This window comes from Afipia massiliensis (assembly GCF_001006325.2).
Taxonomy (GTDB): domain Bacteria; phylum Pseudomonadota; class Alphaproteobacteria; order Rhizobiales; family Xanthobacteraceae; genus Afipia; species Afipia massiliensis_A.
Map to the genome: position 1 here is coordinate 1,084,354 of NZ_LBIA02000001.1, position 25,181 is coordinate 1,109,534.

At 54.9% G+C, this 25,181-nt stretch carries 22 protein-coding genes; 5 read left to right on the forward strand and 17 right to left on the reverse strand.

The genetic code is table 11. The annotated features are described in order from the left end of the window. Positions 1–302 precede the first annotated feature (302 nt). Complete coding sequence (locus YH63_RS05105; RefSeq protein ID WP_046828534.1) at positions 303–1,190, reverse strand: LysR family transcriptional regulator; 888 nt, start codon at positions 1,188–1,190, stop codon at positions 303–305. 104 nt (positions 1,191–1,294) lie between these two features. On the opposite strand from YH63_RS05105, the gene YH63_RS05110 reads away from it, so the two are divergent. Then, complete coding sequence (locus YH63_RS05110) at positions 1,295–2,794, forward strand: CoA-acylating methylmalonate-semialdehyde dehydrogenase (RefSeq protein WP_137325117.1); 1,500 nt, start codon at positions 1,295–1,297, stop codon at positions 2,792–2,794. A 647-nt stretch (positions 2,795–3,441) separates the two neighbouring features. Here YH63_RS05110 and YH63_RS05115 read toward each other — a convergent pair. The 7 genes from YH63_RS05115 to YH63_RS05145 all read right to left on the reverse strand — a co-directional run bounded on the left by YH63_RS05115 (position 3,442) and on the right by YH63_RS05145 (position 10,481). Further along, complete coding sequence (locus YH63_RS05115) at positions 3,442–4,230, reverse strand: ABC transporter ATP-binding protein (protein WP_046828532.1); 789 nt, start codon at positions 4,228–4,230, stop codon at positions 3,442–3,444. A 4-nt stretch (positions 4,231–4,234) separates the two neighbouring features. Then, positions 4,235–5,092, reverse strand: a complete 858-nt coding sequence (locus YH63_RS05120) for an ABC transporter permease (RefSeq protein ID WP_046829745.1) — start codon at positions 5,090–5,092, stop codon at positions 4,235–4,237. A 37-nt stretch (positions 5,093–5,129) separates the two neighbouring features. Continuing rightward, on the reverse strand, positions 5,130–6,476 hold the full coding sequence (locus tag YH63_RS05125; protein WP_046828531.1) for a CmpA/NrtA family ABC transporter substrate-binding protein: 1,347 nt from the start codon (positions 6,474–6,476) through the stop codon (positions 5,130–5,132). 539 nt (positions 6,477–7,015) lie between these two features. After that, the gene (locus tag YH63_RS05130) at positions 7,016–8,350 is read right to left on the reverse strand and encodes an NAD(P)/FAD-dependent oxidoreductase (protein WP_083992631.1); all 1,335 of its coding nucleotides are present in this window, start codon (positions 8,348–8,350) and stop codon (positions 7,016–7,018) included. A gap of 47 nt (positions 8,351–8,397) precedes the next feature. Further along, positions 8,398–8,721 (reverse strand): 2Fe-2S iron-sulfur cluster-binding protein, encoded by a 324-nt coding sequence (locus YH63_RS05135; RefSeq protein WP_046828530.1) that lies wholly within the window; start codon positions 8,719–8,721, stop codon positions 8,398–8,400. A gap of 29 nt (positions 8,722–8,750) precedes the next feature. Beyond that, a complete protein-coding gene (locus tag YH63_RS05140) occupies positions 8,751–10,064 on the reverse strand; it encodes a (Fe-S)-binding protein (RefSeq protein WP_046828529.1) in 1,314 nt (437 codons plus the stop codon). Between the two features lie 27 nt (positions 10,065–10,091). Next, complete coding sequence (locus YH63_RS05145) at positions 10,092–10,481, reverse strand: Rid family hydrolase (protein WP_046828528.1); 390 nt, start codon at positions 10,479–10,481, stop codon at positions 10,092–10,094. A gap of 331 nt (positions 10,482–10,812) precedes the next feature. On the opposite strand from YH63_RS05145, the gene YH63_RS05150 reads away from it, so the two are divergent. Continuing rightward, positions 10,813–12,231 (forward strand): PLP-dependent aminotransferase family protein, encoded by a 1,419-nt coding sequence (locus YH63_RS05150; protein ID WP_052753853.1) that lies wholly within the window; start codon positions 10,813–10,815, stop codon positions 12,229–12,231. Between the two features lie 74 nt (positions 12,232–12,305). Here YH63_RS05150 and YH63_RS05155 read toward each other — a convergent pair whose 3' ends face one another. The 6 genes from YH63_RS05155 to YH63_RS05180 form a co-directional block, all read right to left on the reverse strand. Beyond that, the gene (locus YH63_RS05155; protein ID WP_046828526.1) at positions 12,306–13,271 is read right to left on the reverse strand and encodes a branched-chain amino acid ABC transporter permease; all 966 of its coding nucleotides are present in this window, start codon (positions 13,269–13,271) and stop codon (positions 12,306–12,308) included. 1 nt (position 13,272) lies between these two features. Next, positions 13,273–14,139, reverse strand: a complete 867-nt coding sequence (locus YH63_RS05160; RefSeq protein ID WP_433995090.1) for a branched-chain amino acid ABC transporter permease — start codon at positions 14,137–14,139, stop codon at positions 13,273–13,275. Positions 14,140–14,197: 58 nt separating this feature from the next. Next, positions 14,198–14,914: an ABC transporter ATP-binding protein gene (locus YH63_RS05165; RefSeq protein WP_046828524.1), complete on the reverse strand. Its 717-nt coding sequence runs from the start codon at positions 14,912–14,914 to the stop codon at positions 14,198–14,200. Further along, positions 14,907–15,662: an ABC transporter ATP-binding protein gene (locus YH63_RS05170; RefSeq protein WP_046828523.1), complete on the reverse strand. Its 756-nt coding sequence runs from the start codon at positions 15,660–15,662 to the stop codon at positions 14,907–14,909. Before YH63_RS05170 ends, YH63_RS05165 begins: the two co-directional genes overlap by 8 nt. Before the next feature lie 297 nt (positions 15,663–15,959). Next, positions 15,960–17,171 (reverse strand): ABC transporter substrate-binding protein, encoded by a 1,212-nt coding sequence (locus tag YH63_RS05175; RefSeq protein ID WP_046828522.1) that lies wholly within the window; start codon positions 17,169–17,171, stop codon positions 15,960–15,962. A gap of 35 nt (positions 17,172–17,206) precedes the next feature. Then, positions 17,207–18,025 (reverse strand): enoyl-CoA hydratase/isomerase family protein, encoded by an 819-nt coding sequence (locus YH63_RS05180; protein WP_046828521.1) that lies wholly within the window; start codon positions 18,023–18,025, stop codon positions 17,207–17,209. A 170-nt stretch (positions 18,026–18,195) separates the two neighbouring features. Here YH63_RS05180 and YH63_RS05185 point away from each other — a divergent pair, with 170 nt between their 5' ends. Together YH63_RS05185 and YH63_RS05190 are read left to right on the forward strand one after the other, a co-directional pair. After that, positions 18,196–19,827, forward strand: coding sequence for a long-chain-fatty-acid--CoA ligase (locus YH63_RS05185; RefSeq protein WP_046828520.1), 1,632 nt, complete (start codon positions 18,196–18,198; stop codon positions 19,825–19,827). A gap of 57 nt (positions 19,828–19,884) precedes the next feature. Then, the gene (locus tag YH63_RS05190; protein ID WP_046828519.1) at positions 19,885–20,763 is read left to right on the forward strand and encodes a LysR family transcriptional regulator; all 879 of its coding nucleotides are present in this window, start codon (positions 19,885–19,887) and stop codon (positions 20,761–20,763) included. Between the two features lie 91 nt (positions 20,764–20,854). Here YH63_RS05190 and acuI read toward each other — a convergent pair whose 3' ends face one another. Together acuI and YH63_RS05200 are read right to left on the reverse strand one after the other, a co-directional pair. Next, a complete protein-coding gene (gene acuI / locus YH63_RS05195) occupies positions 20,855–21,838 on the reverse strand; it encodes an acrylyl-CoA reductase (NADPH) (protein ID WP_046828518.1) in 984 nt (327 codons plus the stop codon). Between the two features lie 123 nt (positions 21,839–21,961). Beyond that, positions 21,962–22,393: a hypothetical protein gene (locus YH63_RS05200; protein WP_137325119.1), complete on the reverse strand. Its 432-nt coding sequence runs from the start codon at positions 22,391–22,393 to the stop codon at positions 21,962–21,964. Here YH63_RS05200 and YH63_RS05205 point away from each other — a divergent pair. Then, positions 22,383–22,994: a hypothetical protein gene (locus YH63_RS05205; protein ID WP_137325120.1), complete on the forward strand. Its 612-nt coding sequence runs from the start codon at positions 22,383–22,385 to the stop codon at positions 22,992–22,994. The two genes, YH63_RS05200 and YH63_RS05205, sit on opposite strands and share 11 nt — an antisense overlap. Positions 22,995–23,024: 30 nt before the next feature. Here the strand turns inward: YH63_RS05205 and YH63_RS05210 are convergent, their stop codons facing one another. Further along, positions 23,025–25,106, reverse strand: coding sequence for an ATP-binding protein (locus tag YH63_RS05210; protein WP_046828515.1), 2,082 nt, complete (start codon positions 25,104–25,106; stop codon positions 23,025–23,027). Positions 25,107–25,181 lie beyond the last annotated feature (75 nt).

The following is a 25,181-nucleotide window of genomic DNA, read 5'->3' on the forward strand; positions in this document are numbered from 1 at the left end:
GGCGTTAACTGTCACGCCCCTTGGCTTCCCCGGCTGCTACATTGACCCAACACATGCCGCGAGCGTCTCGATACCGGCTGCCGGACGCGGCGCCGCTTGCGAGAAACTGAAGGCGCAGACCACGACCGCGTCTATCCGTCCGGGTCCTTGATGCCGCCGATGCGACGGTGGCCCGATTGCCCATCGCCCGTTCGACCACTGCTGTCGTTTACAAACAATTGCTGTCCGAGGGTTTCGTCGAAACAGGCCAAGGCGCACGCCCTAAATCGTCGTATGTAACCAGCAGATAATGGAATTGCTGATCAATCTTTTACAAATAGATGCTGCGCCGATTTCGCGGCAGCGGTAATGCAGCGATGCACCTCTTGAATTCGGCGCGTCTCGTGTGTGTCGGGGTGAGAAGTCAACCAATACTCGCGCGTGAACCGTACGTCAGGGAGCAAACGCTTTAGCTCTGGATAGCGGCTGGCGGCGTAGTCATGCAAAATTGCTATTCCGTGCCCATTTCGAACAGCCTCCATTTGGGCGACGACGCTCCCGCATTCGTAACGTCGCGACATCAAGCGGCCAAGTACCGCGGCGTAATCCAAAGCCCGGCTATAAACAAAATCCTCTACGTGTGTGACAAACAGGCGTCCAGCGAGGTCCGCTTGACTGACTATGGGCCCCTCCCGTTTGAGATAATCCTGCGCCGCATAAACGCTTAGCGTGTAGTTAGTCAGTCTTGATAGGATCAATCGACCTTGCTGCGGTCGATCTAGCGTGATCGCAATATCAGCCTCGCGCCGGGACAGAGAGAACGTTCGCGGTAGTGGCACAAGCTGAATTACTAGGGCGGGATGCTTAGCAGCCAGAGCTCCTAATCGATCCGCAAGAAAATAGTTGCCAAGTCCATCCGGAGCTCCCACCCGTACCGTCCCTGCGATACGTCCAGTCGCACCGCCGATATTTGTACCGACTTTCAAGAACTCACTTTCGGCGCGCTCCGCCGCAGCCACCAACGCTTCGCCCGCTTGCGTGAGCGCGCATCCCGATGTGCTTCGCTCAAGAAGAATCACCTTGAGACTCTTCTCAAGTGCAGTGATTTGCCGAGCTACCGTTGCGTGATTCAGCCGCAACTGCTTCGACGCTTTGAGTATCTGGCCCGCTCTCGCGACCTCTAAAAAGATCCGAACTCGCTCCCAATCCATGACTACACTTTTTGCACAACGAAGGCGCATCTTTGATGATTGATGCGCAAATTTAGACGTTCCATACGTGGCCATCAAGTCCCATTACTGAAAGGAAATGAGCGATGACCGCGACTATTCTGAACTTCATCAACGGCAAGCTGGTTGCGACCACTAGCTCGCGCACAACTCCCGTCTTCAACCCCGCGACCGGCGAACAATCTGGGACGTTGAGCTTGAGCTCAGGGCTGGACGTCAGAGCTGCGGCCGAAGCCGCTCGGAAAGCTTTCCCCGCATGGGCCAACACCCCGCCACTGCGGCGCGCGCGGATTCTGAATCGTTTCCTTCGAATTCTCGAAGAACGCATCGACGAACTCGCCGCAGTCATCACTGCGGAGCACGGCAAAGTTCTCTCAGATGCCAAGGGAGAAATCCAAAGAGGCATGGAGGTGGTTGAATTCGCAACCGCGGCGCCAGAGCTGCTGAAGGGCGACATCACCGAAAACGTCGGCACGCGCGTCGACAGTCATTCCTTTCGTCAACCTTTGGGTGTTGTTGCAGGCATTACACCATTTAACTTCCCAGCAATGGTTCCGATGTGGATGTTCCCTGTCGCCCTCGCGTGCGGCAATACATTCATCCTCAAACCGTCTGAGCGCGATCCATCTGCCGCTCTCTATCTTGCGCAGTGGCTGAAGGAAGCCGGCTTACCTGACGGCGTCTTCAACGTCGTCCAAGGTGATAAGGAAGCTGTCGACGCAATTCTGACCGATCCAGATATCGTTGCTGTGAGCTTTGTCGGATCGACCCCAATCGCTCGCTATATCTATCAAACCGCGACCCAACTCGGGAAGCGCTGCCAAGCATTGGGCGGCGCCAAGAACCATATGATCGTGATGCCCGACGCCGACATTGATCAGGCCGTTGATGCGTTGATGGGTGCCGCTTACGGTTCCGCAGGAGAGCGTTGCATGGCTATCTCCGTGGCTGTTCCTGTCGGCGAGCAAACCGCGGAAAGGCTGATATCAAAGCTGGCTCCAAAAGTGCGCGCACTTAACATTGGACCCGGCACCGACCCGGAAGCGGAGATGGGACCTCTCGTCACCAAACAGCATCTGGAAAAAGTTCGCGGATATATCGATGACGGCGTGAACGAAGGTGCAAAGCTCGTTGTAGATGGTCGCGACTTCAGGCGCCAAGGCTACGAGAACGGATACTTCATTGGCGGCACACTTTTCGATCAGGTCACCACAGACATGAAGATTTATCGGGAAGAGATCTTTGGACCTGTCTTGGCTGTTACCAGAGCGTCCTCATATGACGAGGCCGCAACGTGGATCAATGACCACGAGTACGGAAACGGTACGGCCATCTTTACGAGAGACGGCGACGCGGCCCGCGAGTTTGCCCATCAGATTCAGGTCGGAATGGTTGGCATCAACGTACCCATTCCGGTTCCGATGGCGTTTCATTCTTTCGGCGGCTGGAAACAGTCGCTGTTTGGCGACCACCACATGCACGGCCACGAAGGCGTCCGCTTTTACACCAAGCTCAAGGCCATTACCTCTCGGTGGCCTACAGGCATTCGGGCTGGCGCGGAGTTTGTGATGCCCACCATGAGCTAATCGGCTCTAGCCGATCTGGAGAGACTCTGGTCCGCCATAGCCTCTCCAGATCGCTCTCTTCTATCGCCAAGCACTAACATCCGAAAGCGCGACGACAGATTGCGTTCGGCACGAATATAGCCATTCAGAAATGTTAGAGAAGCACGCCATCAGCTCAGCAGGAGCCGGTTTGTGCAGAAGCCATTTCTTTCTTGTTTGCTGTGTCGATCCAATTGCCAAAGAATTTGCGTGCCTGGCGACTGGACCAGCGCAATGCCTCGAAACTGGTCATTGCCATCCAGCCTGGCAGCTAAGTACGAGGAGGCCGAAGAAACGTTGGGAAGGCCCCTGACTCGCAGATAAGCTTCGCCGCTTATTGGCACGGTTGTTCCAAGACACATCGCCTTGTCCCAAACAAAAGAAACCCGGGCGTTTTACCGCCCGGGCCAAGGATCGAACGCTTGCAGTTGCGCTCTATTCGGCGGAGGAGCCGAAACCTTGCAACACCGATAAATTTCGCCGGGAGATGCAGCGCTGCTTTGCCACTCCCGCTCTGCGCACTAACCAGTGTCCAAGAGAAAGCAGATCGCCTTTGATCGACGCTGAAGACTCCGCAAGACCGGAAATGTTCCGCTGACTCGGTCGAACCAAGCACCGGCAGTAGAAATTCAGTGCTTCTTTCGAGCTTGCTTGAGGTAGAGAAACTCAAGCAGCCGTCGCCGGCAGTCCGCGTAAGTTGAAAGCTTCGTCATCTCCAGGCGATCACGCGGTCTCGGAATATCAACCGTCAGTATCTCGCCAATCTTTGCAGCCGGACCGTTTGTCATCATCACGATACGATCACTCAGAAGTATAGCTTCGTCGATATCATGAGTGACCATCACCACCGTAGAGTGTGTCTGATCGACAATCTTGATGAGTTCATCCTGCAAGCTTGCGCGCGTCAATGCATCGAGCGCGCCAAACGGCTCGTCGAGTAACAGCATCCGGGGTTCGATCGCAAGCGCTCTAGCAATACCCACACGCTGCTTCATGCCCCCTGAGATTTCGTAAGGATACTTGGCTGCTGCGTGCTCGAGATGGACCAGCCGGAGTGCATCATCCACCTTTTCCCGCATCCCATTCTTATCCAGACGACCTGCAAACACACGCTCTACACCGAGCAGAATATTCTGGTGGCAGGTCATCCACGGCAGCAACGAGTGATTTTGGAAAACGACTCCCCGATCTGGGCCTGGACCGACAATCGGCTGTCCTTCGCAATTGATTCCACCGCCTGTCGGGCGATGAAGCCCCGCAATCACGTTGAGAAGTGTACTCTTGCCGCAACCGGAATGACCAATGAGACTGACGAACTCGCCGCGTTCAATGTCGAGCGAGATACTGTCAAGCGCTTGAAAGCCCCCTCCACCAGCAAAGACCATTGAGATGTCGGACAATGTCAAAAAGTGTTTCATGGGATCACTCCTTGAAGCTTAGCTTGTGGCCAACCCAGGCAAGCGCCTGATCCAGGATGAGGCCAACGACGCCAATCAGCAGAATGGCAACGATCATGCTCGACAGCTGGAGGTTATTCCATTCGTTCCAAATGAAATAACCTATGCCGTTCTGCCCAACGACCATCTCGGCGGCGACAATGACGAACCATGCAATACCGATCGAAATGCGCATGCCGGTCAAAATCATCGGGACAGATGCCGGGAAGACGATGCATCGGATCTTAGTCCAGGTACTCAGTCCCAGAACTCTTGAAACGTTTAGCCAGTCCTGCCGCACGTTTGCCGCGCCCGCGGCAGTGTTGATCAGAAGAGGCCAAAGTGAGCAGATAAATATGATGAAGACCGCCGCCGTTTTACTGTCCATGAAGGCGTAAAGCGCAAGCGGCATCCAAGCGAGGGGCGAGATTGGTTTGAGAACTTGGATGAATGGGTTCAGCGATTGATACAAGCGAGGCATCAACCCGATACTAAAACCGAGCGGAACCGCGACTATAACCGCCAGAAGGTATCCCAGAAAGACGAGACCGAGCGAGTAATATAGATGCCAAGCGATACCTAGATTGTTTGGATTTGATGTGTCGAATGCTCGCCTTCCAAGCTCGACTGCTCGCTCAGCCACCGCCACCGGGCTGGGAATTGACGTACCTGACGGCGCGGCTGCAGCCGCAGACTGGCCCATGAGTTTCGCATACTCCGAGTCGATCGCCGGCCCCTTCCCTTCGCCGATTGTCGTCAGAAACTGCCAGACACCAACGAAAACCACGAAGATGACCAACGACGCAATCCACGGCTGGCCGAGGAACTGAAAGATCCTCGGCATAGAGATTGCGCGCTTGACCGACGCTCGACTCTCTTGTTCAGCGCTTACGGCCATACTTGTCTGGCTCATTCGAATCAAACTCCTTCCCCAGTACGTTCTCTTTTCTGAATGCAGGCTCCGGCAACTTCACACCTTGCTCTGCAAAAATTTTCTGTGCGTCCACGGCCAGCATGACGTTCTGCGCAAGACGCTTATGATCGATATCGCCTTGAAGCATATTCCAGCGCTGCATCTGTACCGATAACCAGACCGCCATGGAGTATTGCGGGAACGGATCGAAGTTGATGCGGTTCGGGTCACTCTTCACCTCTCCAAGACCGTCGGCGTAGCGTCCTGTCATCACTTGCTGAATAACACCTTCAGGAGCGTTGACGTACTCAGGACGCGCGAGGATCGTCGCCAACCCGCTGCGATTTTCTGGGGCCGACGAATAGAGGCCAGCTTCAACGACCGCCCGGAAAACCGCCAGAAACGTATTGGGATACTGTTTGATCCAAGAATCTAACGCTGTCACCGAACAGCACGGGTGACCTGACCATATGTCCTTTGAAAGAAGATGGATGAAGCCTACTCCTTCCACTACAGCCCGCTGACCTCCGGGCTCACCACCAAAGAAGCCGTCGATGCTCCCAACACGAAGATTGGCGACATATTCTGGGGGTGGGACGACACGATAGACCACGTCCTGATCAGGATCGAGACCCGCTTCCGCCAAATAGTAGCGTAGTTGAAGAGCCTGGTGAGATTGTTCGAAAGGAACCGCGAAACGGAATCCCTTCCAGTTGCGTGGGTCGCGATTATTCTTGTGCTTCATCGCCAATACAAGCGAATTGCCATTCTGGTTTAGAATAGTCAGCACCTTCGTTGGCACGACGTTGCCGCCTACGCCCGCCGAAGTCGCGAGGGCCACCGGCATGACCTGTTGCGAAACATCGAGTTCGCCGTTGACCATCTTGTCACGGATGAGACCAATGCCCGGGATCTTTTGCAGCGAAATGTTTAGCCCGTATTTTGCAAACATTCCTCGCTCTTGAGCGATAATGAGCGGGGTAGCGCATGTAATCGCCAGAAAACCAACATTCAGATTCTTCTTTTCGAGCGGAGCACGCTCCTGAGCCAAAGCCCGGATAGTACCCAACGGCAGGATATCCGATATTGCGGCAAGCAGGACGCTCGCCCCAACGCCTCGGAGCAGCGCTCGGCGCGTAGAGCGATCCGGAAACAGGGAAGCAATTAGTGCCTGATCTACCGCAGATGTCACGGTGTCATTCGAGTTGAGGGGCTCTGAGTTGGCGGATTCACCAGCGCATGAAAACCCATCGATATGCTCGCCTCCGCAAGCGCATGCACCTGAAGTACGATCGCCAAAGTGTCTGCTATCCATTTTTAATTCCCTCCCCAGGATGGCATCTAAGTATCGATTATGTCCGGTTGGTATCAACGAGACTGCAGCAGTAGTTCGAGATGAGACCGGCGCTCGGTACGTCAGGTTTGACAAACTCCAGTCCGGGTAGCGCGACCTTCCGGTTACGAACAGTTCTTGCACGATCGAAGCCAAGAGCCTTTCGTAGACGAACAGGCGCGCACACTGGACGGTCGCCGAGCACGTCTCCAACCAGCCGCCAACCCCTCCAGCGGCAGCGTTTGGCACCTATGTCAGCATTGTATCCACGAGCGTCCCTATCAACCGTGTTATTGTTATTTTCCAAAAATTGGCACAGGTGACAGAAGAATGAATGCACCAATAGGATAGAAACATTGGTCTGGAGAGATTGGCCACGTACTTTCCAGGGCCGTTGCGACCTCACAATTTCCCGCCATAACTTCGCGGATACCGCGAAGGTCCGAATGTACTCAAGAACGCTATAACCAGAATGGTCGGCGTTGACGCAATGCACACAGACAAAGAGGCTAACTGAGCCCTTACAACGCTGTCTTCAGATCGAACGACAGGTTCGCAGCCTTATCTGGATCAACCGTGGTACAGGCGGCGAGAAGGCGGCGCGCGGCCATGTGATCTCCGACGCGATTCACGGATTCGACACCGCGTAAGATTCCATCGCCGTAGCAAAACACAGAGAACGAGTTCTGATCAGGATCGCCGCGCACAACGATGTCCTCATAACTATCAATCAAGCCTGCGATCTGCAGCTTGTCATTCCCCTGATCACTCCAAAACCACGGCAAACTGTCAAAGGGCCTGATTTTCCCCGTGAGCCGTGCGGCAAGACATTTTGCTTGATCCACGGCATTAGAAACGGACTGAAGACGGAGCGGCGATTTATACCGATGACTCGAAAATAGCGCACAATCGCCGATTGCAGATATATTAGGGTCCACAGTAGCGAGATGTTGATCCACGACGATCCCATCCTGGGAGGGAAGTCCCGCAGCCATCGCCAATTCGACGTTTGGAACAACGCCGATTCCGACGATCAGAAGGTCAGCGGGCAACTTCCGCCCGTCATCAAGAATGACACACTGTAGCCGTCCGTTCGCCGTTTCAATCGCAGACACCGAACGCGCGCTATGAATGCAGCAACCCGCGCCTTCATGGCGCGCTTGAAAATAGCCAGAAACGACAGGTGAAACCACACGCGCCATGATCCGTGGCGCCAGCTCAACGATATCGACCGCGATCCCTTTCGCTGCGGCGGTAGCAGCAAACTCCAAGCCAACGAACCCGGCTCCGATGACAACTACCTGCTTAGCATTCTCCAATCTCTCACGGATCGCCTCGCTATCTGCGAGGGATCTCAGATAGCGCACGTCATCATGACCTGCGTTTGGCATCCTGAGCAGGCGATTTCGCGCTCCCGTCGCCATTACTAAGTGACGATAGTTCAGCGAGCGCGTAGATTGGAAGCTTGTCTTCCTCGTCATCCGGTCGATCTCGACCACATGGTCTTCAACGAGATCGATCCGATAATCCCTGAAGAAGCTTTCTGGACGAAAGAATACCGCTTGCGGGTCGCCGTTTCCTTCCAAAAAACCTTTTGATAAGGGGGGACGCTGGTAAGGCAGATGCGGCTCATTATTGATTAAAGCTATGCGCTCCTCATACCCGGATTGGCGCAACGATGCTGCCAATTGGAATCCAGCATGTCCGGCACCAACAATGACAACGGGTTCATCAGTTCTCACGGCAACTTCCTCAAACTTACGCTCCGCTTCAGATAAACGGACAAGTGCGGCCCCGGCGCGCCAAGCGATGAATCCGGAAGAGATCTGCAGATACTTCTCGGACGCAAGCAACATCCTGGCGGGCAGCTCATACTGCCGTCCCTCGCCTGCGAAACATCAGATCACGTCTGGGTCTCTGGTATCTCCAACGTCAAGCCGTCGAGCTCATCGGTCAGAACAATCTGACAACTAAGGCGGCTGCCGACCCTTCTTTCCGCAGCGACAAACTCCAACATCCCCTCTTCTTCCTCTGAGGGAGGAGGCAATAGTGACGCGAATTCCGGCGCTACATAGACGTGGCACGTTCCGCAGGACAGCGCGCCCGCGCACTCCGCCTCAATACCACTGACATCGTTTATCCGAGCAGCGGTCATAGCGGATGCCCCGGCGGCTTCGCTCACCTCTCTGCGCGCTCCGTTCGAAGCAACAAAGATAACTCTCGGCAACGCTCTACTCCGTTCCTCATTGTTTCCGTCTATCTTCCCACGAAGCGACCTTGGAGTGGGTTTGCGGCCAGCTGATCGGCGAGAAGCACGTCACGCGCCTCATTGGGATCTAGCCCGTGGCTCTTAATCAGATCCGCACAGTCGGCCATCATGGCCTCGACCTCGTCCATCATCTTTAATCGCTTGTAGATATCCTCGGCCTTCACACCAATGCTCTCTCCGATCAACTCCATGACGTTAATGATCTCGAACGTGACGGTCTTCTCGTAATGGCAAAGCTCGCGATGGCACGCATGATATATCGTTGCGAGCGTCGTCACGCCTGCGTCCGCAGCAGCTCTAAATTCCTTCTCACGAAGCTCATCTTTGAACAGAGGCGTCACGGTGAGATAATTTGACATCAGACCGGCTCGCTGAACGTCGAGTTCAACAAACTCGAGCTCTGGTATTTCCGTCAGAATCCTCTTTACTGCTCGGATAACGTGGGGTTCACCAGGCCGCTCATTGAGCGCAACCCGCTTACGAACCGGATGGATAAAGAGTTTCTTGAGTTGATCGATGTGGCGCTCAAGAAATAGGAAGAATGGCGTTAAAGCGAAGTCACCCTCACCGGTCATTCGCTTTCGGTTGGGAATGATCACGTCTTGGAACTGCGTCTGACAGCTTGGGCACCACGACAGCTTTTCACCCGCACCGATCGCTTCAATTTGGTTCAGCGTGCTTAGCCCCGCCCGTCCCGAAGTCTCCGCATCGCCGGCGTGAAATTGGAAGAGGCCGCAGCAAGCAGACGGGCCGCCCACGACCTCGTAAGTAAGGCCCATTGCCCGGATAACTTCGAGACAAAGAATAAGAATGTGAGGGGTCTTGTGAATATTGCAGCCCGTGTACAAAGACACATCGGGCGGAGCTTCTAATTTCTTTCGTCCAGGCGTGGATTGCAGTTCATCGATCAAGCTGGCGTCGAGTTGCATCCTTGAGACAACCCGCACCGCCTTTGCCATGGCGCGGAACGACTTCATTGCGTTGTTCTTTACAGACTCGCCTTCGCGACGGCGGGTCGACGCGAATTGAGCCAAGCGCACCATCGTCCGAGGGTTGACGCCATAGTCGCAAGCTTCAATGCAATTGCCGCTACTCGAACAGACCGAGGCCCATGTTTCGGCCTCGGCATTACCCTCTTTGCCGCGAAGAATGTCTACAAGCCCAGACAGAACAAATGACGGCTCAGCACCGTGGATGCCCGCAGGGACAGTCATGGGGCAAGCCTGAAAGCACTTCCCGCATTGAGTGCAGGCGGAAGCGATCTCCTCCATGCGAGCATCAAGTGCCTCTGCGAAATCCATGGTGCAAGCCTCAAATCACACTGCGATTTAAGTGGCAGCTACGTGAGCTATTGAAGCAATTTCAACCAACAGATCATCCCGCACCAGCTTCGCGGCAATACAGTAGCGCGCGGGTGGATTCTTCCCGAAATACTCCCGATAAATCTCGTTGACCGCAGCATAGTCTGCCATATCTTTGACAATGACGGTGTTGAACGCCACGTCGCTCAAGCTTACGCCGCCTGCGTGAAGGATTTTTTCGATAGTTTGAATTACGTGCCTCGTCTGCGCACGAGCATCGCCGACACCAACTGTCTTGCCGGCCTCATCGAGCGCCAGGACGCCCGAGACATAGACCGTGTTACCTGCCTTTGTTCCGGACGAATAAGGAGCGATTGGCGCTGGAAGGCCCGGCGGGTTTAGCAACTCGATAGACATAGTGTTTCTCCAAGGCTGTGTTTCGATGTTTCATTCGAAGTACGAGAAGAGCTAGGCGGTCGGCATTGCATTCAGAGAGCATTTCCTTGCGAGATTTGACTCAATGACGACTGCAAAATCCTATGGAGGCGCGATCGCTCAGCTTCCCTGAGGGGAGCTCGCATCTCGCAGTTCGCCACCTGTGCGGGCGCCTTCCATTCCGAGCGACATCGTTTCGACAGTCATGGAATGCTTCCCCGCGCTATTTTTAACGTGCTGCAGAATTGGCATATAATTTGACTGGACACATGGACCAATCCGGGAAAAACATTGGCTTAGGAGGACTACGGGCATGCTTCAGATCACACTGCGGGAAGGCCGCGGCGAGCTGCCCGTCCACCGGCAGATCGCAGATCAAATCCAATTTCAGATTGAGAAGGGGGAGGTTGAGCAAGGTGCCCTACTTCCTTCATCCCGTAACCTTGCCCGCGAGCTGGGTATTGCTCGGGGTACGGTGGTCCTCGCTTATGAAGAATTGTGCGCGACAGGTTTGTGCGAAAGCCGCGTCGGCCGAGGAACCGTCGTTAAGCGCTGCAGCAAACGCGAACGGATCCCTGTCACAACGCGTGCGATAGGCTCGCCGGCACATCGACAGCTAAACACGCCCGACGAGCCCGTAGATATCGATCCACGTGAGCTCTCGTTACTTCCTAGTATCGCCGATACCGAGCATCTCCCCATCACAGCATTGCGACGCGGTTTCGATAGGTTGCTTCGCCGCCCTGCACATTTGAAGTCGTTCTCTGAGAGTGCAGGCGACCCAATGCTGCGACGCCTTATATGCGAGCATGTTTTGCCGGAACGCGGAATTGAAGCACACCCTGGCGAAGTGCTCGTCGTACCGGGCACTCAATATGGCGCCGTGTTGATCGCTCTGACATTGTCGCGTAGTCGAAAATACCTGCACTTTGGGACACCGGGGTATCTCGACATCGCGCGCAACTTCGCTCGTTTTGGATTCAAGTTAAAAGAGCACCCTGTCGACACGGAAGGGATCGCGCTCACTGCGGGTGATCTTGGTAAAGACGATGTGCTTTACATCATGCCAGAGCATCACTTCCCGCAATGTGTAACGTTAAGTGACGCGCGCCGTACGGAAATAACCCGAGCAATCCAACAAAGCGACCTCGTCGTCTTAGAAGACGACTACGATAGCGAGTACTACTACGATCGCCGCCCTCGGCCCGCTATGAAGGCTAATGATACGTCCGCAAACGTGATATACCTCGGAACCTTCTCGAAGGTTCTCTTCAATAACCTACGCCTCGGTTACATCGTCGCGGAAGCTTCTCTAATCCGGGAGCTAGCCACACTGCATTGGAGTCTGTCTCGCGGCACGAGTGGCGTCCTACAACGCTGGGTCGCTGAACTCATTGCCGATGGCACCATCACAAGTCACACTCAACGAATGCGAACCGTGTACCGACGCAAGCGAGATCGAATCACCACACTCCTCCGTCGAGAGTTTCCCGATTGGCGTTTCAATCCACCGGTAGGCGGCTTGCAGTTCTTCTTAGATTTGGGCAGCCCACAGCGCGCTAGCGATGTGATAGCGATCTGCAGGTCGCAACGGCTTCGTCTCGCTCTCCCGTCCAATTACGTGGTGAACAGTGACAACGACCAGCAATTCTTAGTTTTGGGGTTTGGATCATTACCGCTTCAGGAGATTGAAAGCGCTTTGTTGCAGGTGAAACACGCTCTTGCGGGCTAAGTCTCACCACCATCGCACTTGCAGAAACAAATCGACAAGGTAATACGCGGTCTTCAACACGACAGTCGTTGAGACTACAGCGAACGTTTGAAGAAATGGGCGATTTCACCGACGATGCCGCGGCGGAAGGTCAGCACGCAGATCACGAAGATCGCCCCCTGAATCACCGTGACCCACTGCCCGAAGCCAGCCAGATACTGCTGCATGGCGATGATGACGAAAGCGCCGACGACGGGTCCGAACACCGTGCCGAGGCCTCCGACCAGCGTCATCAGCACGACTTCGCCGGACATGGTCCAGTGCACGTCGGTCAGCGAGGCATTCTGCGCCACGAACACCTTCACCGCCCCGGCCAGACCGGCCAGCGTACCGGACAGGATATACGCCAGCAGCTTGTACTGGTCGGTCTTGTAGCCGAGCGAGATCGCGCGCTGCTCGTTTTCGCGGATCGATTTGAGCACTTCGCCGAACGGCGAGTTGATGGCGCGGTAGATCAGCAGGAACCCGAGCAGGAAGATCGCCAGCACGACGTAATAAAGTGTGGTGGGCTTCGACAGGTCGAACACGCCGAACATCATGCCCTGCGGAATGCCCTGGATGCCGTCTTCACCGTGGGTGAACGGGGTCTGCAGGTAGATGAAGAACAGCAACTGCGACAGCGCCAGGGTGATCATCGCAAAGTAGATGCCCTGGCGGCGGATCGCGATCAGGCCGGTGATCACGCTCAGCGCAGCGGAGGCCGCGACGCCCAGGATAATGCCAATCTCGGGCGAGACGCCCCAGACCTTCAAGGCATGCGCCGTGACATAGCCCGCGGTGCCGAGGAACATGGCGTGCCCGAACGACAGCAGGCCGCTATAGCCGATCAGCAGGTTGAACGCGCAGGCGAACAGCGCAAAGCACAGCGCCTGCATCACGAAATAGGGATAGATCCCGGTCAGCGGCACGATGGCCAAAAGGACGGTCATGACCGCGAACGCGATCATCTCGTCGGCGGTGCGGCCCTTCACGGGAACGGCGTTGTCAGTAATCGTGGTCATGTCAGTTCGCCCGCCCCGTCAGTCCTGTCGGCTTTACGAGGAGCACCAGCACCATCAGCACAAAGACCACGGTATTGGACGCCTCGGGATAAAAGTACTTGGTCAGGCCCTCGATCACGCCGAGCGCGAAGCCGGTGATGATCGAGCCCATGATCGAGCCCATGCCGCCGATCACAACCACCGCGAACACCACGATGATCAGATCCGCGCCCATCAGCGGCCGCACCTGATTGATCGGAGCCGAGAGGACGCCGGCCAGCGCCGCCAGACCGACGCCAAGACCGTAGGTCAGCGTGATCATGCGCGGCACGTTGATGCCGAAGGCGCGCACCAGCGTCGGATTTTCGGTGGCGGCGCGCAGGTTGGCGCCGAGGCGCGTACGCTCGATCAGGTACCAGGTAGCGATACAGATTATGAGCGAGAAGATGACGACCCAGCCGCGATAGATCGGCAGGAACATGAAGCCGACATCGACGCCGCCCTTGAGAATGTCAGGAATGGCATAAGGCAATCCGGACGACCCGAAGTAGTTCTGGAACACGCCCTGAATGATCAGCGCCAGACCGAATGTCAGCAGCAACCCGTAGAGATGGTCGAGACCGGTCAGCCACTGCAGCATCGTGCGCTCGAGCAGGATGCCGAAGCCGCCGACGATCACCGGCGCCAGGATCAGCGCCCACCAGTAGTTGATACCGGCAAGGTTCAGCAGGAAGTAGGCAACGAACGCGCCCATCATGTAGAGCGCGCCGTGCGCAAAATTGATGATGTTGAGCATCCCGAAAATCACGGCCAGCCCGAGGCTCAGCAGCGCGTAAAACGAGCCGTTGATCAATCCAACCAATAGCTGGGCGTAGAGAGCTTGATACACGTCAATTCACCGTCGTCATTTTGAACCGGATACGAATGTGCGGAACGGCAATTCCTACTTACACACCGAGATAGGTGTGGAGTTTCTCCATGTTGGCCTGGAGTTCCGAGTTTGCGAATGTGTCGATGATCTTGCCGTGCTCGACGATGTAGAAGCGGTCGGCAACGGTCGAGGCGAAGCGGAAGTTCTGCTCGACCAGCAGGATGGTGAAGCCTTCGGCCTTCAGCCGCGCGATCATCTTGCCGATCTGCTGGATGATGACCGGCGCCAGACCTTCGGTCGGCTCGTCCAGCATCAGGAAGCGCGCGCCGGTGCGCAGGATGCGGGCAATCGCCAGCATCTGCTGCTCGCCGCCGGACAGTTTGGTGCCCTGGCTGCCGAGGCGTTCCTTGAGATTGGGAAACAGCTCGAAGATCTGATCGAGCGTCATGCCGCCGCTGCGGATGATCGGCGGCAGCAGCAGGTTTTCCTTGACGTCGAGGCTGGCGAAAATTCCGCGCTCTTCCGGGCAGAACGCGACGCCGAGGCGCGCAATCTTCTCTGCCGGCAGCCGGATGATCTCGCTGCCTTCAAACGCCACCGAACCGGTGCGCTTGTTGATGATGCCCATGATCGACTTGAGCGTCGAGGTTTTGCCCGCGCCGTTGCGGCCGAGCAGCGTCACCACCTCGCCCGGACGAACCTCGAAGTTCATGCCATGAAGGATGTGGGATTCGCCGTACCACGCTTCGAGATTCTTGACCGAGAGGACCGGCGAGCCAGCAACATTACTCATGGCCTGCTCCCAGATAGGCTTCTTTCACCCGCGGATCCTTGGTGAGCGTCGCGTAGTTGCCTTCCGCAAGCACCTTGCCGCGCGTGAGCACGGTAATGGTGTCGGACAGGTGGGCGACGACGTTGAGATTATGCTCAACCATCAGGATCGTGTACTTCTGCGAAATGCGCTTGATCAGCGCGGCAACCTTGTCGATGTCCTCGTGGCCCATGCCGGCCATCGGCTCGTCGAGCAGCAGCATCTCCGGATCGAGCGCCAGCGTGGTGGCGATTTCCAGCGCGCGCTTGCGGCCGTAAGGCATTTCCACCGCGGGCGTTTTGGCGAAGTCGCTCAGGCCGACGTCTTCAAGCAGTTCCTCCGCGCGTCCATTGAAACGATCGAGAACCGACTTCGATCGCCAGAAATCGAATGAACTGCCGTGCTGGCGCTGCAACGCCACCCGCACGTTCTCCAGCGCGGTGAGATGCGGAAACACCGCCGAAATCTGGAACGACCGCACCAGCCCAAGCCGCGCCACATCGGCGGGTGCCATCGCGGTGATGTCCTGCCCCTTGTAGAGAATCTGCCCGCGGGTCGGCTTCAGGAATTTGGTCAGCAGGTTGAAACACGTCGTCTTGCCGGCCCCGTTCGGGCCGATCAGCGCATGAATTGTCCCACGGCGAACCTTCAGATTGACGTCCTGAACGGCTGCAAATCCTGAAAACTCTTTAGTCAGGCCTCGGACATCTAGGATATGATCCTCTGACATCTATGCGCTCAATGCCGTGGATCGAAACTTGCGATTGCGACGAGACCTACTGCATCCGCAATCAGATTTAGAATTAACGCCTCGCCGCAGCAACATAGTACTCACTTTCCGAAATTCCTCGAAGCGGACGCAACTTCTAGCTACCGGATCATTCCACTTCAAAACTGGGCTGCAATCGCAGAAGCGAACTTCTCAACCACTCAAACGCCGGCGGAAGTTCCGCCAGGCGCTTGAGCGATCTTAACAACTGACCAATTTGATTGCTGCGACGATGAAAGGTCTAATCGACGACCTCCGCTACTGAAGTTTGCAAAGACTCTCTTCGATAGGAAGGGCCGCGTCATTACCGGATACGGTTCCAACCTTCTTGTGGTAATCCCAAGCTTTGCTCGATTCCGCGGGCTTCTTGATCTGGAACAAGTACGTGTCGTGGATAACCCGCCCATCCTTGCGAATGGAGCTGTCTCCAAACAAGCTGTCCGACCAAGACCCTTGCTTCATCTGCTTGATCGCAGCTTTACCATCCTTCGGGTCTTTACGCTCTGATACGAGCTTGTCGAGACTCGCAAGATATCGGGCGACCGCACTGTATGCTCCGGCCTGAACAAAATTCGGCATACGCTTCATTCGCGCGAAATAACGGGACGCAAACTCACGGGTTTTATCGTTCAGATCCCAATAGAATGGCTCTGTGATGATGAGGTCTTGCGCAACTGGCAAGCCTAACGCGTTTATAGTATTAATCGGCGCCAAGAACGCCACTACGCGTTTTCCGCCTCGGGTGATCTGGAATTCATTAACCTGCTTGATCGCAGTAACGACATCACTTCCAGCATTGGCGAGAGCGATCACGTCGGCGTCAGAAGAGCCCGCCGCAAGTAAAAATGAAGAGAAATCCGCAACTCCAAGTGGATGTCGCGCCGAGCCCACGACTTTGCCACCATTTTTCTCGATAAGAGAAGTAGCGATGCGTTGTAAGTCACGTCCGAAAGCGTAGTCGGCCGAGACGAAGAACCACTTCTTGGGACCGTCAGCCCTGGCTCCGAGGCTTATCGCCGACGCCAACATAAAGTTGTCGTACCACTGCACCGTGTTCGGCGAACACATCTCTCCAGTCAGCTGGCTCGTCGCAGGAGCCGTCGCGAGAAACACTTTGTTCTTCTGCTGGGTAATCTCGGAAACCGCAATTGCAACGGACGAATTTGCAACATCGACGATCGCATCTACCCCGCCAATATCGTACCATTCACGCGCTATGTTAGACCCGATATCCGGCTTATTTTGATAATCCGCAACGATGGTTGAGACCGCGATCTTCCCACCTGCGGCCTTGTAGTCTTCTATCGCTAGCTCCGTGGCGGTGACGGATCCTAGCCCACTTGCGTCAGAGAATACACTTTGTAGATCCGTGAGAACTCCGATCTTGATAGCAGGCGATTGAGCGAAAGCCCCGGTCCAGCACAATGCCGAACCAAGAATTACAGAGATCAAGCGAAGAATATTCCACATGGGACGCTCCGTTCTATGATGACAATTGCCGGCAATTACTTAAAGCGCGTCTGACGCCAGCGAAGGGCGTCTTTCATCCCGTCCGACACGATCCGGTCCAGGAATTCATGCTTCTCTGAGGTACCTTCCGCCTCGATCTGCACATCAAGCTCGACGGCTGCGTGGATCGCTCGCTCAATACCCATAGTTTTATAGGCTTCATTGATGGCGGCCTTCGTGAGCCGCATTAGCGTCGGATCCATTTGCGCCAAGCGATGCGCCTTCGATGCAGCGTCTGTTAACAGGCGATCCGGCGACGTCACTTGCCCGACAATCCCCATTCGAAGCGCGTCTTCCGCTGTAATCGTATCTTCGCCAAGCAGGATAATGCGCTTTGCAATTTTGGGCGGAACATACCAGGGCAGCAACATTGCTACGATACCAGCCCCAAACTGAAGTTCAGGTTCGCCGAACGTAGCATTCTCGCTCGCAATGCTAAGATCGCAAGCGAGAGCTAACTCGAACGCGCCCGCCATGCACGGACCATTAACTGCGGCGATGGTCGGCTTTGAAAGATGCCAGAATCGCAGGATCACCCGCGAGTAGAGGCCCAACATCTCCCTCCAGACATCGGCACCTTTGGGCCGACGTTCGGCCTGCTCCTTCAGATCGAACCCAGCACTAAATGCAGCGCCAGCCCCTGTGACGATCAAAGCTCTTACATCGTTATCGGCTTCTACCCCGTCCAATGCGCGATCAAGTTCTTCGACCAACTGCCTGTTCATTGCGTTGGCGCGCGCTGGTCTATTCAACGTGAGCGTTGCAACGCCGTTTCGTTTCGAGAGAATGATCGAGGTGTAGCTGTCGCTGGTCATCGGCGTCCCTGACGTTCTTCAGTTCCAAAGAACTCGAACGATCGTCCACAAAGAGACCCCGAATCTCAATAATAATCGCGGAAAGACCCCTTGCGTATTTGCCGGAAGCCGAAATCCCCCGTCCATGTCATTCTGAGCGGTATCCGCTGACTGCGAGCAAGGAGAACACTATGCGCGGTCTGATGACCGAACGACCTCTGCTTATCATCGACATCCTGCGACATGCAGCTAACGTTCATCGCGATGCCGAGGTGATTTCTGTTACCGGTAACGATGCTCCGGAAAGGAGAAGCTATGCAGAGGTATTGCAGCGGACGTCAAAGCTAGCGAACGCACTCATAAAATTGGGTATGTCGACTGACTCAGTGGTTGGTACTCTTGCTTGGAACAACTTCAAGCACCTTGAAATCTACTATGCGACCGCAGGGATCGGAGCAGTATGCCACACGATCAACCCGCGCCTCTCGGCTACACAAGTCGAAGATCTAATCAAACATGCGTCGGACGATCTCCTGTTTGTCGAAGGGGATCTTTTCGATAGCATCTCTCATCTTGTGACGAAGCCTGGATTCCCGAGGGTCGTCATCCTCGGGGAAGCCGATGCGGACCTTCCACCACACACAATCAGTTATGAGCAGATTGTTGAACAGGAAACCGACAACGTCGCGTGGCCGATACTGGACGAGCGGACAGCATCCTCACTTTGCTACACGAGTGGTACGACGGGAAACCCTAAGGGTATCCTCTACTCGCACCGCTCTAGCGTGCTCCATGCGATGTCCGTCTGCCGGACCGATACTTGGGCTATATCAGGCGATGACGTCATATGTCTGTTCGCGCCAATGTTTCACGTCAACGGATGGGGAATTCCCCACGCAGCCCCCATCTGCGGCGCCGATCTGGTACTGCCAGGGCCACATCTATCTCCACAAGAGATCTATCGAATTATTGAGGATAACCACGTCACATTTGCACTCGCAGTGCCTACGCTCTGGCATGGCCTTCTCAATTATTTAGGCCAAACAGGACAGAGACTTTCCAGACTCAGGCGAATTCTCGTCTCCGGCTCACCGCTACCACCCGATATGTTGTCACGCTTTGAAGCAAATCATGGCGTGGATGTCCTACAGGCTTGGGGCATGACAGAATCCAGCCCCATGGGAATGGTTAGTCGATTAAGTCGTCGGATGAAGAAACGTCCTATCGAGGAACAGCACGCGTTACGTCTTCAGCAGGGCAGACCAGTTTTCGGCATCGAAGCAAAATTGAACAACGTAGACGGCATGACCACGCCATCTGACCAAACGATCGGTGAATGCGCGATCCGCGGTCATTGGGTCGCCTCCTCTTATTTTAAAGGTGACGCTTCAGCCTCGGAAGCCTTTCTTGACGATGGATGGTTCGAGACGGGCGATGTGGCAACGATTGATAGCGATGGATTCTTTCGAATCGTCGACCGGCGCAAGGATGCAATTAAATCGGGCGGTGAATGGATCAGCTCAATCGAGATGGAGACCGCCGCCCGTCAGGATAGCCAGATTATCGACGCTGCAGCGGTGGCGATCCCAGACGAAAAATGGGGTGAACGGCCGGCGCTAGTAATTTCCGTTCGAGACGAGCACACGTTCGATCGGGAACAACTTCTAAACGCCTTACGAGTTCGTCTTCAGAAATGGGCTTTGCCAGATCATATTCTCATCTTGCCAATGCTTCCGCGATCCACCGCTGGCAAACTTCTAAAGAACGAAATTCGCGAGAAAGTGCGGACAATGCTGGCAACATCCGACCAAACTATTAGATAACGGCGCCCTTGACGGCATTTGGATCAGTTGATCAAATTATCTCGGATGAGATACTCAATGTTCAATTGGGCCGACATACGCTTTTTTCTCGAGGTTGCAAGGCAGCAGCACCTCTCAGCAGCCGCCGCGAGGTTGCGTGTTGACATTTCAACGGTGAGCCGACGGGTCGCCGAGCTTGAGCGGTCACTAAAATGTAAATTATTCGAACGATCAGCGGATGGCTTCTCGCTTTCGGACGAGGGTCAACGGCTACTAGCGTACGCCGAGAAAATGGAAGCTGCAGCTACTGAAATCTCATCTGAAGTCGCAGGAGGTTCGAGCAAAGAGAGCGGAGTTGTGAGAGTTGCCACGATGGAGGCGCTAGCCGCGCTGGTGGTAGCTCCAGAATGGTCGATATTCCGCGAACTTCAACCCGACATAGCACTCGAGCTTTTAGTGGTTTCTCAGCCGACAAACCTCGGTCGACGAGAAGCGGATATATCCCTCACGATGATCCAGCTGAGCGCCGCACGACTGATTTCGCAGCGCGTTGGCCGGTTCAAGGTGAACCTCTATGGCTCTCCTGAGTATCTACGGCGCAACGGTACACCTCAATCTATCGATGAACTATCCAAGCATGTCTTTATTGACTATCTGGACGCTTTCGTCGCCGTCTCTGAAGTGAAGTGGCTTCGCGAACTCGCCCCGGATGCTAGGATTGTCGTTCAGAGCACAAGTCTCATTGCTCAACAGCAAGCCGCTATCGCAGGGGCAGGCCTAGTCGCACTTCCCACTTACGCAGCAATCCCCAAAATTTCTTTGCAGAAAATCTTGCCAGACCACTCTATCTGGCGGGATTTATGGATGACCGTTCACGCCGACAACGAGTATCTGTCCAGAATTAGAGCTACCACGCAGTTTCTTCGCTCAAGATTGCCGCTATTTCTGGATTCCTGACTGCTTGCTGATCGCTAGAGAAAATCTTGAATCAGCGAGTTGTGCTAAACTAGAAACATGACTTCACGGTAGCGCATGCATTGCATGCTTACTATTTGTTGACGTCGACTACCACGCGCCCTCGTAACTCTCCGGCCATTAATTTTTCTGCGTAGATTGGCACACTGCTTAAACCGATAGTCGCGGCCATCGGTTCGAGCATGGTCTCTGGTAGAAGCGATGCAAGACGGTCCCAAGCCAAAACCCGCTCGGCCTTCGGTCGCGTTACGCTATTGATGCCGTATAGAGTTACGCCACGAAGGATAAAGGGAGCAACTGAGGCTGGGAAATCTAATCCCTGGGCCATCCCGCATGCTGCGACTGCACCGTCCGACTTAACTCCTGCGCAGATATTCGCGAGCGTGTGACTTCCGACAGAATCGATAGCCGCGCTCCATCTTTCCTTCTGAAGCGGCTTGCCTGGCTTTGAGATTGAATTTCGGTCTAGGATCTCCGACGCACCAATATTCTCGAGATGACGAGACTCCTGCGTACGCCCGGTTGCTGCGACTACTTTATATCCCAACTTGCTAAGAAGCATGATCGCCACACTACCGACGCCGCCATTTGCTCCGGTTACTAGAACGTCTCCATCACCGGGGGAGATCCCATGCTTTTCAAGCGCACTGACACACAGCATAGCTGTATAGCCTGCTGTGCCCAACATCATCGCGCATCGTGCAGACATTTTTGGTGGAAGCGGGATAAGCCAATCACCCTTCACCCTGGCCTTTTGTGCCAACCCACCCCAGTGGCTCTCACCGACACCCCACCCGTTCAGGATCACTTTGTCGCCCGTCCTAAAGTCTGGGTGCTCGCTCCCGCGGACAACCCCTACAAAGTCAATACCGGGCACCATTGGGAATGAGCGGGCGATGGGACCTTTGCCGGTTATGGCGAGTCCATCCTTATAGTTTAGAGTGCTGTACACAACGTCGACCGTGACGTCCCCCGCAGGCAGTCGATCCTCTGCAAGCTCCGTCAGAGCCGCGCGGTATCCTTGGTCATCGTTCTCAATCAAAACTGCTTTGAACAAGTTTTCCTCCAGCGATTATTCGACTGAGCACGCGTCTTCCAAACTTCGGAGAATTCCAGACTGACTTCGTACTTCAGTTCGATGCGATCCGATGACCGCGTCAACGGCATCTTCCAGCACATCTCATCGACTGCTCAATAGGGATTTCAAAAAGGGCTCTTGCGCAAATCCCAACCGCCATGAGCGGCGTTTCACCGCCTCAGCGCTCATGTGGCGCGGGGCGCGGATGTGGTGATCGGCCAGAATTTGTTTCATCGGCCCGAGCGTCACAATAGCTAATTGCACCACAGGTGACAGGGCGATCGTTCGAGCGACGCGGTACAGCAACTTGCGACACCAACCGCTGGCGCTGAATTGCGAGAATCTATAGAAGTGGTCGCGCGCAGGATTAATTGCGATAGCGATCCCTATACCCATACGAACTTTTTGGTGTCCCATGTCTAAGAAGCCGCGAAGCGAAAAGTATAAAATCAACGGCCAAAAGAAGTTTCCGAAAGTCCCGCCGGTCGAAGCCAGTGACGGGTACACCGGCACAGAGGACTTGATGGAAGCCATCGCCATCTTTAATTCTAAGAACAATGCTTTGGCGGCATGGGACGCGCTCCGAATCTGCATTGAACACAATCGACCGCTGCCCGATGGGATCTCAGATTTCTTCAAGGAGATTGCAGCCGCGTTACTAGGGTGGGCTAACGAGAAGCCAAAGGATGCGAGATCACTCATACCGAATCTGATACTCGGCATTCGGTACCAGGATGGTGGCGACTCGATATTCGACAACTACCGCTTAACGCTTCGGGACCGCGCGTTGCTCAAGAGGCTGGACGCCGAAATGATCCAACGCCTGGACCGACCAAATCCCGAGACAATGACTGCCATCTACGATCGAATTTCACGTGAGACCAACATTTCAGCCGCAGAGCTGAAACGGCTCTTCGAGGAAACAGATAGAGAAGACGGGGATTTCAGTATTCGAGCGTTGAAGAAGGCGGTGAAAGATTTTCGATCTCAATCTTCAGGACAAATGCCGGTCGAACTCGGGCGCAATGATGCTCAGAGCCAGGCGAGCGCCGCTAAAACTCATTTTGAAAAACCTAATTTGAAGGAATCTCCGACTGATTTTGAAGGATTTCTGCTGAACATAAAAAAGTCGTGACGGCTATCTATTTGTTTTTATTTGATCTTTTTATTGAATAGTCCGGATTCCACAAAAGCAGTCACTTTTTGACCTCGGCCACCACCCCTGCCACCCACGCAACATCTGTTTCGGATCGTTGGATAGACCAAGCTTGAGGTTGGCCATTTCTTCGGCAAGCCGTTTAACAGCGAGCTTGTCATCGCTCTGGAATTTCGCACGAATAGCCTCACGAAGCCGCGCTCGGCGCTCAGTCTCCTTCTTGCGCGATGTATGCTCGTTCAGTTCCCAACCTATATCGATGTGCGCCCATGCGCGGTCGTTAAGGGCCGAAAGGAAGTCGACAAAATCCGCGGCTGCGTATCTTTTTCTGTTGGGACCTAACGTATGTGATGAACCGCGCGCCTGCTGGCAGAGGATCTGTCCCTGCTCCTTACGCAATCGCCTTGGAATGTTCAGAAGGTCAACAAGCGGCACTAAGTCTCCATCTCGCCCTCGCGCGGTGACCTGAGGATCCAGACTTCGACTAAGGATCCGGATCGAATACCAATGGAACCGAAGGCGCGCTGCGGCGCTTCCGCTCAGTCGATACGAGTACGAGAATCCAATTCCATCAAGAAGGTCTCTGCGCGAGGAGAAGAAACGCTCATTCATCCACGTGATTACATCTTGCGCCAGCAGATCGGGCACCGCGATCAGCAGGCGCGTGACCAGCCTGCCCTCACCATCAGCCTCGTGGCGATATATCCAATGATACTTTCCCTTGGATGCCTCCGGCCATCGGTCCGCGAGGCGCATCCCGATCTGATGCGTCAGGTCAGAGACCATTTGAGAGCCCTGAACGTGATCTCGTTCGCTCGTTCCCGTATGATATATCGACAGTCGGACATTGAAGAGCGCCCCATACTGCTGCGGCAAGAAGCTTCCAGCGTCCCATATAGCCTTTACGGAACGCCACATCGCATAGGAGACCGTTCGAGCTGGCGGCTGAGCAACGCGTAGCCGCGCTTCCAACGTCGGCTTGGGCAATATTCTACCGCGGGAAATTTGAGGTGCCGACAACATGTCATGCACGGAACTGACAATCATCATCAGTTGGTGCGCCGTTTCGGATCCACTCGGACTAAATTGACCGATGACGTCTTGCCAGATCTGATTCTTTTCTATGTCCAATCGATCCTGCGCAGCCTCTACAAACCTAGAAAAATCCTCCATCAGTCCAGGCCGGAACCCGCGCATAATCGCGTCCGGGCGATCTATCCGCCTCACAATATTAAAGTACACGAATGTCATGAACTGATGGATCAGACGGCACTTGTCGCTGGGCAGTAACCGCCAACCGTCGATGATATTGATTTGCCTTTGCAGGTCTCCTTCAACCAGTGCCTGGCTATATGCAGTCAAAGCGTCTGCAACATCGAGCCGCAATTCGTGACGAACATTTTCTTCACTAATCCGGCCCAAGGACCGAACGGCCTCAATGATCCGCAACATCTTTCGAGGGCTGCCCTCCGTTGCGGCATGGATTAACAACAACGCTTCAGGATCGCTTTCTAAACTCTCAGAGTCGCAGATGGTCTTGAGGTAACCAGTTGCGATCTCCGGGGTTAAGGGGTGCACCTGGATTTCGACGAGCCGCTGGAGAATCGGATCTGGAATCTTCTTTGGCTTGTTGGTCAAAAGAATAAAAGTGGACCAGCGCGGTGGAGCCTCGAGAACACTCAGCAAAGCCTCAAAAGCGCGCGTTGAGAGATCATGAACCTCATCTAGCAACGCGACCCGAAGCTTCGCTTCCCATGGAGCCATTTTTGCCTTTTGAATGAGACCCAGCACGTCATCAACGGTGCTGGTCTCGCCGACGGGAAAATAAGTGTAGTCGGTCGCAGTTTTCGACACGAACGAATTGCAGTTCGTGCAGCTGCCGCAAGCTTCAACTCCTGAAGCCTGCGCGCACAGCAGCGCCTTCGCATATATCAGTCCGAGCGTGTTCTTTCCCGAACCAGCGGCACCCGAAATCAGAACCGGCTGCGGTCGTGGGGACCCCAACTGAACTCTTAGCTTCTTTATCGCTTGCTCTTGCCCAACGACGGCGGCGAAGCCATGAGGACGATATTTCTCTGCAAGGTCAGTCATTGGAATTCCGCAGGCTTTTCCTCGCGGCTTACATCTCCGCTTTTCAAAAAGCTAGGGGCCAAGCCTCTGACCCTT

Bases quoted from the DNA above. Each gene is read 5' to 3' on its own strand.
- YH63_RS05105 (WP_046828534.1), bottom strand. From the start codon at position 1,190: ATGGATTGGGAGCGAGTTCGGATCTTTTTAGAGGTCGCGAGAGCGGGC.
- YH63_RS05110 (WP_137325117.1), top strand. From the start codon at position 1,295: ATGACCGCGACTATTCTGAACTTCATCAACGGCAAGCTGGTTGCGACC.
- YH63_RS05115 (WP_046828532.1), bottom strand. From the start codon at position 4,230: ATGAAACACTTTTTGACATTGTCCGACATCTCAATGGTCTTTGCTGGT.
- YH63_RS05120 (WP_046829745.1), bottom strand. From the start codon at position 5,092: ATGCCGAGGATCTTTCAGTTCCTCGGCCAGCCGTGGATTGCGTCGTTG.
- YH63_RS05125 (WP_046828531.1), bottom strand. From the start codon at position 6,476: ATGGATAGCAGACACTTTGGCGATCGTACTTCAGGTGCATGCGCTTGC.
- YH63_RS05130 (WP_083992631.1), bottom strand. From the start codon at position 8,350: ATGTTGCTTGCGTCCGAGAAGTATCTGCAGATCTCTTCCGGATTCATC.
- YH63_RS05140 (WP_046828529.1), bottom strand. From the start codon at position 10,064: ATGGATTTCGCAGAGGCACTTGATGCTCGCATGGAGGAGATCGCTTCC.
- YH63_RS05145 (WP_046828528.1), bottom strand. From the start codon at position 10,481: ATGTCTATCGAGTTGCTAAACCCGCCGGGCCTTCCAGCGCCAATCGCT.
- YH63_RS05150 (WP_052753853.1), top strand. From the start codon at position 10,813: ATGCTTCAGATCACACTGCGGGAAGGCCGCGGCGAGCTGCCCGTCCAC.
- YH63_RS05155 (WP_046828526.1), bottom strand. From the start codon at position 13,271: ATGACCACGATTACTGACAACGCCGTTCCCGTGAAGGGCCGCACCGCC.
- YH63_RS05165 (WP_046828524.1), bottom strand. From the start codon at position 14,914: ATGAGTAATGTTGCTGGCTCGCCGGTCCTCTCGGTCAAGAATCTCGAA.
- YH63_RS05170 (WP_046828523.1), bottom strand. From the start codon at position 15,662: ATGTCAGAGGATCATATCCTAGATGTCCGAGGCCTGACTAAAGAGTTT.
- YH63_RS05175 (WP_046828522.1), bottom strand. From the start codon at position 17,171: ATGTGGAATATTCTTCGCTTGATCTCTGTAATTCTTGGTTCGGCATTG.
- YH63_RS05180 (WP_046828521.1), bottom strand. From the start codon at position 18,025: ATGACCAGCGACAGCTACACCTCGATCATTCTCTCGAAACGAAACGGC.
- YH63_RS05185 (WP_046828520.1), top strand. From the start codon at position 18,196: ATGCGCGGTCTGATGACCGAACGACCTCTGCTTATCATCGACATCCTG.
- YH63_RS05190 (WP_046828519.1), top strand. From the start codon at position 19,885: ATGTTCAATTGGGCCGACATACGCTTTTTTCTCGAGGTTGCAAGGCAG.
- YH63_RS05205 (WP_137325120.1), top strand. From the start codon at position 22,383: ATGGAAGCCATCGCCATCTTTAATTCTAAGAACAATGCTTTGGCGGCA.
- YH63_RS05200 (WP_137325119.1), bottom strand. From the start codon at position 22,393: ATGGCTTCCATCAAGTCCTCTGTGCCGGTGTACCCGTCACTGGCTTCG.
- YH63_RS05210 (WP_046828515.1), bottom strand. From the start codon at position 25,106: ATGACTGACCTTGCAGAGAAATATCGTCCTCATGGCTTCGCCGCCGTC.